This window comes from Pseudomonas sp. AU11447 (assembly GCF_001672555.2).
GTDB classification, from domain to species: Bacteria; Pseudomonadota; Gammaproteobacteria; order Pseudomonadales; family Pseudomonadaceae; genus Pseudomonas; species Pseudomonas nitroreducens.
In genome coordinates, this window is sequence record NZ_LZDG02000043.1 from 115077 (window position 1) to 127685 (window position 12609).

At 65.1% G+C, this 12609-nt stretch carries 12 protein-coding genes; 6 read left to right on the forward strand and 6 right to left on the reverse strand.

What is annotated here, in order from left to right:
- Positions 1 to 21: 21 nt before the first annotated feature.
- Complete coding sequence (locus A6723_RS13970) at positions 22 to 354, forward strand: DUF5629 family protein (protein WP_054907359.1); 333 nt, start codon at positions 22 to 24, stop codon at positions 352 to 354.
- Positions 355 to 396: 42 nt separating this feature from the next.
- Here the strand turns inward: A6723_RS13970 and A6723_RS13975 are convergent, their stop codons facing one another.
- The 4 genes from A6723_RS13975 to leuA all read right to left on the reverse strand — a co-directional run bounded on the left by A6723_RS13975 (position 397) and on the right by leuA (position 5582).
- Positions 397 to 1635 carry an OprD family porin gene (locus A6723_RS13975; RefSeq protein WP_054907360.1) on the reverse strand — a complete coding sequence of 413 codons (1239 nt, stop codon included), beginning with the start codon at positions 1633 to 1635 and terminating at the stop codon, positions 397 to 399.
- A 76-nt stretch (positions 1636 to 1711) separates the two neighbouring features.
- Positions 1712 to 3088 (reverse strand): MFS transporter, encoded by a 1377-nt coding sequence (locus A6723_RS13980; protein ID WP_054907361.1) that lies wholly within the window; start codon positions 3086 to 3088, stop codon positions 1712 to 1714.
- Positions 3089 to 3360: 272 nt separating this feature from the next.
- Positions 3361 to 3837: a hypothetical protein gene (locus A6723_RS13985; protein WP_054907362.1), complete on the reverse strand. Its 477-nt coding sequence runs from the start codon at positions 3835 to 3837 to the stop codon at positions 3361 to 3363.
- Between the two features lie 74 nt (positions 3838 to 3911).
- Positions 3912 to 5582, reverse strand: a complete 1671-nt coding sequence (gene leuA, locus A6723_RS13990) for a 2-isopropylmalate synthase (protein ID WP_054907363.1) — start codon at positions 5580 to 5582, stop codon at positions 3912 to 3914.
- A 401-nt stretch (positions 5583 to 5983) separates the two neighbouring features.
- Here leuA and A6723_RS13995 point away from each other — a divergent pair, with 401 nt between their 5' ends.
- The 5 genes from A6723_RS13995 (at position 5984) to A6723_RS14015 (ending at position 11228) form a co-directional block, all read left to right on the forward strand.
- Complete coding sequence (locus A6723_RS13995; protein WP_082450533.1) at positions 5984 to 6442, forward strand: DUF2946 domain-containing protein; 459 nt, start codon at positions 5984 to 5986, stop codon at positions 6440 to 6442.
- Between the two features lie 105 nt (positions 6443 to 6547).
- Positions 6548 to 8644, forward strand: a complete 2097-nt coding sequence (locus A6723_RS14000; RefSeq protein WP_054907365.1) for a TonB-dependent copper receptor — start codon at positions 6548 to 6550, stop codon at positions 8642 to 8644.
- A 53-nt stretch (positions 8645 to 8697) separates the two neighbouring features.
- Positions 8698 to 10068, forward strand: a complete 1371-nt coding sequence (locus A6723_RS14005; RefSeq protein WP_054907366.1) for a PepSY domain-containing protein — start codon at positions 8698 to 8700, stop codon at positions 10066 to 10068.
- Positions 10069 to 10197: 129 nt separating this feature from the next.
- A complete protein-coding gene (locus A6723_RS14010; protein ID WP_054907367.1) occupies positions 10198 to 10686 on the forward strand; it encodes a copper chaperone PCu(A)C in 489 nt (162 codons plus the stop codon).
- A complete protein-coding gene (locus A6723_RS14015; RefSeq protein WP_054907368.1) occupies positions 10686 to 11228 on the forward strand; it encodes a GNAT family N-acetyltransferase in 543 nt (180 codons plus the stop codon). Before A6723_RS14010 ends, A6723_RS14015 begins: the two co-directional genes overlap by 1 nt.
- Here A6723_RS14015 and A6723_RS14020 read toward each other — a convergent pair.
- Positions 11209 to 11598: a DUF2809 domain-containing protein gene (locus A6723_RS14020; protein ID WP_054907369.1), complete on the reverse strand. Its 390-nt coding sequence runs from the start codon at positions 11596 to 11598 to the stop codon at positions 11209 to 11211. The genes A6723_RS14015 and A6723_RS14020 overlap by 20 nt on opposite strands.
- Positions 11598 to 12434: a M23 family metallopeptidase gene (locus tag A6723_RS14025; RefSeq protein ID WP_054907370.1), complete on the reverse strand. Its 837-nt coding sequence runs from the start codon at positions 12432 to 12434 to the stop codon at positions 11598 to 11600. The genes A6723_RS14020 and A6723_RS14025 overlap by 1 nt, the downstream gene beginning before the upstream one ends.
- Between the last annotated feature and the right edge of the window lie 175 nt (positions 12435 to 12609).

Consider the following 12609-nt stretch of genomic DNA (forward strand, 5'->3'; position numbering starts at 1 on the left):
CCCAATTGCCGAGTGCCGAACATGAACACGACTCCCTACCTGCTGGACCAGCTGGAAACCGCCGATATGCTCTTGATCGACGGCCTGCATGCCTGGCAGTTCGAGCTCAACGAGGCACTGCTGGACCAGGCGGACGCCGCCGCCAACGCCGGGCAACCCTTCGCCAGCGAAGACGTGGTGCTGCAGATCGAATCCATCGACGGTCGTGACCGCCGTGAATGGCGCTTCAGCTACAACCAGGTGATGGAGGCCAGCTACCAGGCGGAGGACGAGAGCTGGCTGCTGCAGGGCGGTGAACAGCAGCACCGCCTGTGTTGCCTGGGCGCCGTGACGGCCAGTGGCGACGACGAGTGAATGCAGAAGGCCCCGAAAGGGGCCTTCTGCATTTCTGGGCCTTCAGAATGCCAGCGGATAGCTGGTGATGAAGCGCACCTCGTCGTAGTCGCTGGAATAACTGCTGCGCACGGTGGAGGTGCGCATCAGGAATGACAGCGTCTTCAACGGTCCGCCCTGGATCGTGTAGCCGATATCCGTATCGCGCTCGTACTCATGGCCGTCTTCCTGCCCCGGTCGCGAGATATCGGTGCCCTTGGTGTAGCGCGTCATCAGTGTCAGGCCCGGCAGCCCGAGGCTGGCGAAGTCGTAGTCGTAGCGCAGCTGATAGGAGCGCTCCTGCGCCCAGAAGAACCCGCCATTGGTAACCCAGTTGACCAGGTAGGGCTGCGGCGTGTTGCCCAGCAGCATGGGGAACATGTCTTCGCCCAACATGCGCTGGTAGGTGGCCGACAACGTGTGGCCGCCGTGCTTCACGCCCAGCCGCGCCCCGTAGGCGCGGTTGTCGATACGACCGGACAACGCCTGTCCGGACTCCTCATTGTGGAAGTAACTCAGGGTGCCGAGCAGCGCGGTGTTCTCGCCAACCGGTTGCTTGAAGTTGGCGCCGACATAGTGCTGGTCGTAGATGTCCTGAAGCTGGGCGAAGTAGTAGCTGGTGGACAGGCCGGGCGCCCACTGCGCATCGACACCGCCCAGGTTCAGCTTGTTGCTGTCCTGACTGGCGGGACGGGTGGCGAGGTAGAACGACTCGCGGTCGCTGGAGGCGCGGGTGCTGGTGTTCCACAACTGGGCCGCGGTGAACTTGAAGCGCTCCGACTCCTTTGACTCCAGCATCACGCCCTGGAACGTCTGCGGCAGTACGCGCACATCGTCCTGGAATATCACCGGCAGGCGCGGTTCCAGCAGGCCGACCTTCAGCGTGGTCTTCGAATAGCGCAGCTTGAGCGTGGCGCCGCCACGGCTGAAGTCATCCACCGGCTCGCCGGTCGAGCGGTCATAGGGCAGGTTGCTGTCGTTGCTGGTGCCAGCGCCGCCGTCGAGCTTCAGGGCGTAGAAACCAGTGAAATCCACACCGACACCGATGGTGCCTTCGGTAAAGCCCGAGCTGAAGCGTGCCAGCACGGCTTGGGACCAGCTACCCGCCTGGGACTGCGGAGCGTTGTCCTGGCGGTAGTCGCGCAACATGTAGAAGTTGCGCAGGGTGGTGTCCAGGCGACTGTCGTCGATCAGGTCAGCCTGGGCGCAGAGGGGCAACAGCGCGCTGGAAAGCAGCGCACTGGCAAAGCGATTACGCAACATCGTCATCTCCTGGGCACGGTTCGCCGGGGCGCGGGGCGACCCACCGGCGAACGGTCCTTTGTCTTGGCGGGCGCGGTCAGTTCGCAGCGGCGGTGGTGCTGTTCAGCGGCGCGGCGGCTCCGGGCCGGGCCCGTTGCTCTTCGCCCAGGCTGCGGCGGAAGTGCTTGCGCCCGCTGCCCAGCAGCCACAGGCAGAGCAGCCCGGCGAGGGTGACGATGATGCCGATGGAGGAGCCGACGGCCTTCGGGTCCTTGAAGTAGTGGTCGGTGAGCAGAGCCACCAGCGTGGTGCCGACGCCCAGGCCGATCAGGTTGGAGACCAGCAGGAACAGCGCCGACACCTGCGCGCGCAGGCGGTTGGGCGTGAGCACCTGCATGGCGGCCGCCGAGGTGGAGATGCAGAAGGCGCAGAAGAACATCGCCGGGCCCATCAGCAGCACCGACAGCTGCAGGCTGCCGGCCGTCACGGAGCCGATGACGAAGGGAGTGGTACAGGCGGCGCCGAGCATGCCGCTGATCAGCGCGGCGTCGCTGCGCCCGCGCTTCTGCAGCACGTCCACCAACCAGCCGGCGCAGAACACCCCGGCAGTGTTGAGCACCAGCAGGATGCCGCCGAGGATGTAGCCCACCTCCAGCGGCGACAGGCCGTACTGGCGGATGTACATGGCCGGTGCCCAGCCCATCAGCGCGTACTGGCACATGGCGAAGAAGGAGAAGCCCAGGTAGTGGCAGGCGAAGGTGGCGCGATGGCGGCGCAGGAAACGCAGCCCGTCACGAACCGTTGCCTTTTGTTCCCGATCGCCCAGCTTGCGCGCCGGATCGCGGATGGTCAGCGCGATCAGCAGCGCCACCAGCACGCCGGGCAGGCCAACGATGAAGAAGGCGATCTGCCAGGAACGCACCTGGCCCAGCCAGCCCAGGTCGATGGCCGGCACGTCCCGCAGCGCCTCGATCACGTAGCCGCCGACCAGGAAGGCCAGGCCGCCGCCGAGGAAGGCGCCCATGGAGTACAGCCCCAGCGCGCGGCCGAGCTTCTCCTTGGGGAACAGGTCGGCGAGCATCGAGTAGGTCGCCGGAGTCAGCGCGGCCTCGCCGACGCCCACGCTCATGCGCGCCAGGAACATCTGGAGGAAGTTCTTCGACAGCCCGCACGCGGCGGTAGCGATGCTCCAGAAGGCCACGCCAATGGCGATGATCCTGACCCGCGAGGAGCGGTCGGCGAGGTAGGCAATGGGCAGGCCCATGAAGGCATAGAACAGCGAGAAGGCCAGCCCGCTGAGCAGGCTGAACTGGGTGTCGCTGATCTGCAGGTCGGCTTTGATCGGCTCGATCATCAGCGAGAGGATCTGCCGGTCAACGAAGGAGAAGATATAGGCCACCATGCACAGCACGACGACATACCAGGAATAACGGGAAGCACGGACGGATTGCGGGTGGGGAGATTGCGGGTTCACGGTTACTGGCTCCTGAAGCGGGTGAAGGCAGATGGCCAAGCACGTCGAGCTCGTTGTTGTTGTAGGTAACCAGGCGCCTCTGAACGCAAGGCAGGGGCGGCCGAAAGTGTCTGATTGCGTGACACGGTTTTTTGTTTGCCTGCCGCTTTTGCGGCAGTGCACGCAAGACTAGGGAAGGGGGGAGCGGGGAGTAATCGGGGCGAGCCCCAGCATTGCGGAGACTTCCCCCTAGGGGGCTAGGGGGAATCTTTAGGTGATGTGCAGAGGGTGATTCAGATCAGCCCGAACAGAGCCAGGACAAAGGCACCGCCGAAGACCACGGCCATGACCGCGAGGAGGAACAGCAGGCTGACGCCGAAAGCCCGCCAGTTGGAGGCGAACTGGCCACCCTGGGCCGCATGCTGCTCGACAGCGGCACCGGTGTGCTGCTTGGCGTAGTGATACATGCCGAAGACGGCGGCAATGTTGATGGGGGTGGCGGGGACGCTATCCGGCAGGAACATGCCCAGCAGGAAGATCGCGATGAGGGCACCGATGCCGGTGATCCAGGCGTTGCGCACCTGGGCGTGGCGGCCCAGACGTTTGAGGTTCTGCGCGATGACCCAGGCTCCGGCGACCGGGGTGCCGAAGAAGGTGGCAATTCCCACGGCGGCGAGACGGTAGAGCGGTTCGCCCGTGGCGACGGCGGGGCCGTCCTGGAGTACGGCGGCGGGCGTCTGGAAGGGGTTGTCCTGCGGTGTATCGGTCATGTTTTCACTCCGTTGAAAACAGCCTCGGACGCACGAGGCGTCCGGGGCAAAGGGGGACTCCGGTTGAGCCAGACTTACGCGGCTTTCGCGTGGCCCAGCGTCACCGCACGGTTCAGGGCGCTGAACAGCGCGCGGAAACTGGCGGTGGTGATGTTTTCATCGATGCCGATGCCGTGCAGCGAACGACCACCCTCGACGCGCAGTTCGATGTAGGCGGCCGCGCGGGCGTTGGTGCCGGCGCCGATGGCGTGCTCGTTGTAATCCATGATCTCGACGTCTACCGGCAGCGAGGCGACCAGGGCTTCCAGGGTGCCCTTGCCCTTACCGTGCCAGCGATGCTGCTCGCCCTTGTGGGTCACGTCGATGTCGATGGCGCAGATACCGTTCTCTTCCTGCAGGCGGTAGTTCTTCAGGCCGAACGGAGAAACGGCCTGCAGGTACTCGGTCTGCAGCAGGGTGTAGATCTGCTCGGCGGTCATTTCCAGGCCGAGGCGGTCGGTCTCGTTCTGCACGACCTGGCTGAACTCGATCTGCATGCGGCGCGGCAGGCTGATGCCGTATTCCTGTTCGAGCAGGAAGGTGATGCCGCCCTTGCCGGACTGGCTGTTCACACGAATCACTGCCTCGTAGCTGCGGCCGATGTCCGCCGGGTCGATCGGCAGGTACGGCACTTCCCACACGGCGTCTTCCTTCTGCTGGGCGAAGCCCTTGCGGATGGCATCCTGGTGGGAGCCGGAGAAGGCGGTGTGGACCAGGTCGCCGACGTACGGGTGACGCGGGTGCACCGGAATCTGGTTGCACTCTTCCACCACCTTGCGCACGGCGTCGATGTCGGAGAAGTCCAGCTCGGGGTCGATGCCCTGGGTGTACATGTTCAGCGCCATGGTCACCAGGCACAGGTTGCCGGTACGCTCGCCGTTGCCGAACAGGCAGCCTTCGACGCGGTCGGCACCGGCCATCAGGGCCAGTTCCGAAGCGGCCACGCCAGTGCCACGGTCGTTGTGGGTGTGCAGGCTGAGCAGCACGCTGTCGCGCTTGTTGATCTGGCGGCCGAACCACTCGATCTGGTCGGCGTAGTTGTTCGGCGTGGCGCACTCGACGGTGGCCGGCAGGTTGAGGATCAGGCGGTTCGCCGGGGTCGGCTGGAACACGTCGATCACTGCGTTGCACACCTCGACGGCGAAATCGGTCTCGGTGGAGCTGAACACTTCCGGCGAGTACTCGAAGCCCCATTGGGTTTCCGGCGCGGCTTCGGCCAGGCGCTTGATAGTCTGGCCAGCGGCCACGGCGATGGCTTTCACACCGGCCTTGTCCTGGTTGAAGACGATCTTGCGGAAGCTCGGTGCGCAGGCGTTGTAGTAGTGGACGATGGCTTTCTTCGCGCCCTTCAGGGACTCGAAGGTGCGCTCGATGAGGTCGTCGCGGGCCTGGGTCAGCACCTGGATGGTGACGTCATCGGGAATGTGGTCGTTCTCGATCAGCTCACGGACGAAGTCGAAGTCGGTCTGCGAGGCGGACGGGAAGCCCACTTCGATTTCCTTCAGGCCGACCTGCACCAGGCACTTGAAGAAACGCATCTTCTTCTCGGCGTCCATCGGCTCGATCAGCGACTGGTTGCCGTCGCGCAGGTCGGTGGACAACCAGATCGGCGCCTTGTCGATGATCTTGTCCGGCCAGGTACGGTCGGGCAGGGTGATCTGGGTGAAGGCGCGGTATTTCTTCGACGGGTCTTTCAACATGCTCATGAGCGGAATCCTTGTTCTCTGCGGCCTGCGGGGCCTGCGCATAAAAATCTGAATGAGGCGAAACCGGGGGAGGGGGGCTCAGCCACGCAGTCGCGGGCTGACCAGGCGCAGGCAGGCGTGTTGGCGAAGCAGGATGAGGGTGTGTGCGGTTTTCATGAGTGCCAAGCTAAAGGCCTGGAAGACCAATGGCAAGCATTTGAGGAAATTTGGTAGAAATAGTCTCTGGAGAATGTCCTGTGAGATTAAATTGTTTGAATAATTGATTTCTAGCAATTTTTCATAACGCTTAACGCTGTGCTTAACTGATTCTGCGTCTACTTGCCGCAGCGGAGCTTTGTAACTCCGTGCGATCATTGCGCACCCCCGCCGCAGGTGGGGCATACCCTGCTCAAGGACATTTCGTGACCCGTCGTACTCGACAAGGCGTAGGCACCTGGCTGGCGTTGTTCGCCATGCTGATGATCTATGTCGGCCCGCTGGTTTCCCAGTCGATGCCGATGGATCACGCCATGCCCATGGATCACGTCATGCCGATGGAGCATGGCAAGGCCATGGACCATGGTGCGGCGATCGCCGCCATGGACGAAATGGCCTGTTCGGATGGGCACCGGGCTGCTGCACAACACGCGGCACCGACTTCCCACGGCGAGCAACCGCTCACTGCCGACGCCTTCATGGAGAAGTGCGGCTACTGCAGCCTGCTGATCCACAGCCCGCCGCTGACACCGCCCCCGGTCCTGCTCGATCACAGCCTGCCTGCCGTCGGCGCGCCGGGCGTCCAGTTTGTCTCCTCCCGTATTCCCGCCTCGCCGGTCTTCCCCGGCGCACGCTCGCGCGCACCTCCTGCCCTGATCGGCTGACCCGCAATCCCGACTCCCCGACCCCGGCGCGGATGCCTGCATTCGCTTGCGCGCCGTGCGAGTACGCGTGGAGCGGGCGTCATCACCGATCATGGAATTAATGGAATGTCCCGCATGCAAATGCGCCGTCGGCAACGTGCCGTCGGCTTGCGCGCCCTGTGCGCGCTGACCGCCCTTGGCGGTTTCACTGCCGCCCCGGCAATGGCCGAAGAGGAAGATCACTCTTCGCATGTCACCGAACTGTCGCCCAGCGTCATCACTGCTGTGGCGCAGAGTTCACCGCTGACCATCGTCACCGACCCCAAGCAGCCGCGCCAACCGATCCCTGCCAGCGACGGTGCCGATTACCTCAAGACCATCCCCGGCTTCTCCGCCATCCGCAACGGCGGCACCAACGGTGACCCGGTGCTGCGCGGCATGTTCGGCTCGCGCCTGAACATCCTCACCAACGGCACCACCATGCTCGGCGCCTGCCCGGCGCGGATGGACGCGCCGACTTCCTATATCTCGCCGGAAACCTACGACAAGCTCACCGTGGTGAAAGGCCCGGAAACCGTGATCTGGGGCCCAGGCGCCTCGGCCGGCACCATCCGCTTCGATCGTGAGCCGGAGCGCTTCGGCGAACTGGGCACGCGGGTCAACGGCAGCATCGTCGCCGGCTCCAATGGCCGCTTCGACCGCGTGCTGGACGCCGCCGCCGGCGGACCGCTGGGCTACGTGCGGGTCACCGGCAACAAGTCGCAGTCCGATGACTACGAGGACGGCAGCGGCAACACCGTGCCCTCGCGCTGGAACAAGTGGAATGGCGACGTGGCCGTGGGCTGGACGCCGGACGCCGACACCCTGGTCGAGCTCACCGCCGGCAAGGGCGATGGTGAAGCGCGTTACGCCGGACGCGGCATGGACGGCTCGCAGTTCAAGCGCGAGAGCCTCGGCCTGCGCTTCGAGAAGTCCAACATCGGCGAAGTGCTCGACAAGCTGGAGGCGCAGGTCTACTACAACTACGCCGACCATGTGATGGACAATTACAGCCTGCGCACGCCCTCGGGCATGGGCATGATGGCCGGCCCCATGGCTTCCAACGTCGACCGCCGGACCCTCGGCGGGCGCCTGGCCGCCACCTGGCGCTGGGACGATTTCAAGCTGATCACCGGCGTCGATGCCCAGACCAACGAGCACCGCGAGCGTAGCGGCATGGGCATCGGCACCTACGACGAAGTGCCGTGGGACAAGGACGCGGTCTTCCACAACTATGGCGCCTTCGGTGAGCTGACCTGGTACGCCGCCGACCGCGACCGCGTGATCACCGGTGCGCGCCTGGACCGCGCCTCGGTCAAGGATTATCGGCAGAGTACCGGCTCGGGGATGATGGCGATGCCCAACCCCACCGCCGACGACACCCGCGCCGACACGCTGCCCAGCGGCTTCGCGCGCTACGAGCACGACCTGGCCGACACGCCGACCACGCTCTATGTCGGCCTTGGCCACGTGCAGCGCTTCCCCGACTACTGGGAGCTGTTCTCCCCGGACAAGGGACCGACCGGCTCGGTCAACGCCTTCGACAGCATCAAGCCGGAGAAAACCACCCAGCTGGACTTCGGCGCGCAGTACGAGGACGAGAAGCTCAAGGCCTGGGCGTCCGGCTACGTCGGCGTGATCCGCGACTACATCCTGTTCGACTACATGCCCGGCGGCATGATGGGCCGCACCTCCCAGGCGCGGAACGTCGATGCACGGATCATGGGTGGCGAACTGGGCGCGGCTTACGCGTTGACCAGCAACTGGACCGCCGACGGCACCCTGGCCTACGCCTGGGGCAAGAACACCACCGACGATACTGCGCTGCCGCAGATGCCGCCGCTGGAGGCGCGTTTCGGCCTGAGCTACGAGGAAGGCGACTGGAGCGCCGGCGGTCTCTGGCGCGTGGTCGCGCACCAGGGCCGTATCGCCGAGAACCAGGGCAACGTGGTCGGCTACGACTTCGACGAAAGCCCCGGCTTCGCGGTGTTCTCGCTCAACGGCGCGTACAAGCTGAGCAAGAACTTCAAGGTCAGCACCGGCGTCGACAACCTGTTTGACAAGGACTACGCCGAGCACCTGAACCTGGCGGGCAATGCCGGCTTCGGCTACCCGGCCAACGACCCCGAATCGATCCACGAGCCGGGACGTACGTTCTGGACCAAAGTGGACTTCTCGTTCTAATGCCCGACCGGCCCCCGCTGGTCGGGGGCCTCCTTGCGTGAGGAGATCAACGAATGCAGAAGAAGACATTCGATTTCTACAACCTGGCCTGGCGCTGGCACTTCTATGCCGGGCTGTTCGTCGCGCCGTTCATGATCCTGCTGTCGCTGACCGGGATCATCTACCTGTTCAAGCCGCAGCTCGACCCGCTGATGTACAGCGACCTGCTGCAGGTGACGCCGGGTGAGGTGCGGCTGTCCGCCGACGAGCAACTGATGCACCTGCATCACCAGAACCCGCAGCTGCAGGTCAGCCAGTATTTGCCGGCACCGGCCGCTGACCGTAGCGCACAGTTCGTCGCCCAGCTCGATGGGCGCGAGGTGAATGCCTTCGTTGATCCCTACAGCGGCAAGCTGCTCGGCGTGCAGGACGCGAAGTCCAATCTGCAGGCCATGGCCCGTGCGCTGCACGGCGAGCTGATGATTGGCACTGTTGGCGACCGGCTGATCGAGCTGGCCGCCGGCTGGGGCATCGTATTGGTGGTGTCTGGCCTGTACCTGTGGTGGCCGCGCAAGCGCTCTCTGCGCGTGCTGCTCTGGCCGGACCTGTCGCGCCGCGGTCGTGCGCTGTGGCGCGATGTGCACATGGTGGTCGGTTTCTGGGGCTCGCTGCTGATGCTGTTCATGCTGCTCACCGGCATGACCTGGACCGGCTTCTGGGGCAAATCCTTCGCCGATGTCTGGAACCGCTTCCCGGTGGCCATGTGGAACGACGTGCCCAAATCGGACCTGGAGGCGCGCACGCTCAACGAGGCGCACCGCCAGACCATTCCCTGGGCGATGGAAAACACCCCGATGCCGATGTCCGGCGGCGCCCACGCCGAACACATGGCCCATGGTTCCGGCGGTATGGCGATGCCGCAGATCAGCCTGCAGCAGGTGGTCGATACCGCCGACAAGGCCGGCGTGGTGCCGGGCTATGCCATTGCGCTACCCAAGGGCGAGCAGGGCGTGTTCACCGTCTCGGTGTTCGCCGACGATTCGCGCAACGACGCCACCCTGCACATCGATCAGTACACCGGCAAGGTGCTCGCCGACGTGCGCTGGAAGGACTACGGGCTGGTGGCCAAGGGTGTCGAATCCGGCGTGATGCTGCATGAAGGCAAGATGTTCGGCCTGTTCAACCAACTGCTGATGCTCGGCGTCTGCCTGATGATCCTGCTCAGCGCTGTCAGCGGCCTGTGGATCTGGTGGAAGCGCCGTCCGCAGGGCCGCCTCGGCGTGCCGCCGATGCCGCACGCGCTGCCGGTATGGAAGGGCGGGGTGGCGCTCATGATCATCCTTGGCGTCGCCTTCCCGTTGGTGGGCGCGTCGCTGCTGCTGGTATGGGCGCTGGACTGGGCGGTGCTGTCACGCCTCAAGTCGCGCAGCCCTGCGCTGGGTTGATGCGTGCGCTGTTCAACCCTGACGCCTGCCGTGAGGCAGGCTATGCTGCGGCGCGATCGTTTCGTCCGCAGCCCGATGTTTTGCCGCCGATCCGGCGGAACTGATCACAAGCCAACTGGAGTCTCGAACATGCGTAAAACCCTGCTCGCTTTCGCTGTCCTGCTGGGCTTCTCCGGGGCCGCCATGGCCCACGAATACGAGGCTGGCAACCTGCACATCGACCATCCCTGGTCGCTGTTGCTGCCGGCCAACTCGGTGAATGGTGCGGCCTACTTCATCGTGCAGAACCATGGCAAGGAGGCGGACCGCCTGCTCGGCGCCGACACCGACCGCGCCGCCAGCGCCGAGGTCCACCAGCACGTGGAGAAGGACGGCATGATGAAGATGCAGAAAGTCGAGGGCGTGGATATTCCTGCCGGCGGCAAGGTCGTCTTCGCGCCTGGCCAGTACCACCTGATGCTGTTCGGCCTGAAGAAGCCGCTCACCGATGGCGAGCGCTTCCCGCTGACCCTGCACTTCCAGAAGGCCGGTGACGTGAAGGTCGAGATCGCCGTGCAGAAAGAAGCCCCGAAAGGCACCGACATGGGCCACGACATGCACGGCATGAAGATGAACTGATGAGCGACCGGCTCCTGCGCCCCTTGGTGTGGGCGCAAGACGGCGAGTGGCTGCTGGGTTTCGACGGCAGCTACTCGAGCAACTCGATCCTGCGTGTCGAGAGCGCCGCCGATGGTTTCATCCTGCGCGAGGAGCGACTGGCCGAGACGCAGACCAAGCGCTATCCCTTCGCTGATCTGAAAGATGACGTCACGGCGGCCGACTGGACCGCCGTGGTCGTCGACGAAGAAGGCGAACGCCTCGGCTTCGCTATCGCCCGCTACGAAATCTGGAATCGCCGCGCGGTACTGGACGACCTGTTCGTCCTCCCCGAGGCCCGCGGGTTGGGCGTAGGCAAGCAACTGCTGGATGGCTGCCTGGACTGGGCGCGCGGCACCGAGGCGCGCCACCTGTGGCTGGAAACCCAGAACCTCAACCTGCCGGCGGTAGGCTTCTACCGCTCCCGCGGCTTCTCCCTCAGTGGGCTTTCCACCGACCTCTACGACCCGGCGCAGGTGCTGCCCGGGGAGATGGCGCTGTTCTTCAGTTACCCGCTGGCCTGAGAGCCAATCGGGTCTGCCGCGCCGCGAGAATCAGCGCGAAGCCGATGCAGTAGGCCAGTACGTCCAGCCAGTCCGGCGTGGCGCCCAGCACGACGCGCAGCGCGCGGTTGCCGATCTGCCAGTGGAAGGTCGCGGCGAGGAACTGGCCGAATTCGATCAGCAGCCCGCAGGCCAGCGCCGCGCCGGCGAGCCAGTGCGCCGGTGCATCCAGCGCCGCGCGAAACAGGCAGTACAGCCAGATCACCGCCAGCACGTCGCCGCCGAAACCGCGCAGCCAGCCGAGGTGCGCGCCGGCCGTGGCCAGCCAGACCAGCACGGCGAACCAGAGCAGCGCGAACAGCGCACTGCGTCCATCGAAACGAAGTCGCATCAGGGCTTGAACGCGCCGATGAAGATCGCCGGGTCGACGCGGGCGTCGTTCAGGCTGACGTTCCAGTGCATGTGCGGCCCGGTGGCGCGGCCGGTGGCGCCGACACGGCCGACCACGCCACCGCGCGGGAGCTGATCGCCTAGCTTCACGTCGATCTTCGACATATGGCAGAACATGCTGATGAAGCCCTGGCCGTGGTCGACAAACACGGTGTTGCCGTTGAAGAAGTAGTTGCCGATCAGGATTACCTTGCCGGCGGCCGGTGTCTTGATCGGCGTGCCGGCGGGCACGGCGAAGTCGAGGCCCGAGTGCGGGTTGCGCTCCTCGCCATTGAAGAAGCGGCGCAGGCCGAAGGGGCTGGAGAGCGGGCCGTTGACCGGCTTGTCGAGTACCAGGTTGCTCGGTGTGCCGGGGCTGAAGCTGCGGTACGCGGCGGTCTGCTCGGCCAACTCGCGGTTGATGCGCTTGAGGTCTTCGGGCAGCGGATTCACCTGGCGGGTGTTCTTCAGGGTGATGCGCTGCTCTTTATAGTGCTTGGCGCCAACGGTGAAACCGAGGTTGCGGCTCGCGCCGGCCTGCTTCACGGCGATCTGCTGGCTGCCGGCCTTGGCGGTCAGCGGGATGCCGACGATGGCGATCCAGTCGCGGCCTTCCTCACGCACCACCAGCACCGGCTTGCCCTGGAAGGTGGCGGTGGGCACGGCGGCATCCTGACCCAGTTGCACCACGGCGACACCGCCGGGCACCGGCTTGTTCAGGGTACGGCTGATGAAGCCTTCGGCGTGGGCGGGCAGGGCGAGGAGGGTGGCGGCGAGCAGGCAGAAGAGTCGGAACATGGCGCTATCCGTGGACGTGTCGGCGGATGAAGCGGGCAGTCTACACGGGCCGGTTCGGCGGGCGGGTCGATTTCGTCGAAAGCGGAACGTCGTGGCACGGCGCATTTTTGTAGGAGCGAGCTTGCTCGCGAACCCACCCCGCAGCGAAGCCGTTCGCGAGCAAGCTCGCTCCTTC

Excerpts from the sequence above, each read along its gene's own strand:
- A6723_RS13970 (WP_054907359.1), top strand. The coding sequence starts at position 22 with ATGAACACGACTCCCTACCTGCTGGACCAGCTGGAAACCGCCGATATG.
- A6723_RS13975 (WP_054907360.1), bottom strand. The coding sequence starts at position 1,635 with ATGTTGCGTAATCGCTTTGCCAGTGCGCTGCTTTCCAGCGCGCTGTTG.
- A6723_RS13985 (WP_054907362.1), bottom strand. The coding sequence starts at position 3,837 with ATGACCGATACACCGCAGGACAACCCCTTCCAGACGCCCGCCGCCGTA.
- leuA (WP_054907363.1), bottom strand. The coding sequence starts at position 5,582 with ATGAGCATGTTGAAAGACCCGTCGAAGAAATACCGCGCCTTCACCCAG.
- A6723_RS14000 (WP_054907365.1), top strand. The coding sequence starts at position 6,548 with ATGTCCCGCATGCAAATGCGCCGTCGGCAACGTGCCGTCGGCTTGCGC.
- A6723_RS14005 (WP_054907366.1), top strand. The coding sequence starts at position 8,698 with ATGCAGAAGAAGACATTCGATTTCTACAACCTGGCCTGGCGCTGGCAC.
- A6723_RS14010 (WP_054907367.1), top strand. The coding sequence starts at position 10,198 with ATGCGTAAAACCCTGCTCGCTTTCGCTGTCCTGCTGGGCTTCTCCGGG.
- A6723_RS14015 (WP_054907368.1), top strand. The coding sequence starts at position 10,686 with ATGAGCGACCGGCTCCTGCGCCCCTTGGTGTGGGCGCAAGACGGCGAG.
- A6723_RS14020 (WP_054907369.1), bottom strand. The coding sequence starts at position 11,598 with ATGCGACTTCGTTTCGATGGACGCAGTGCGCTGTTCGCGCTGCTCTGG.
- A6723_RS14025 (WP_054907370.1), bottom strand. The coding sequence starts at position 12,434 with ATGTTCCGACTCTTCTGCCTGCTCGCCGCCACCCTCCTCGCCCTGCCC.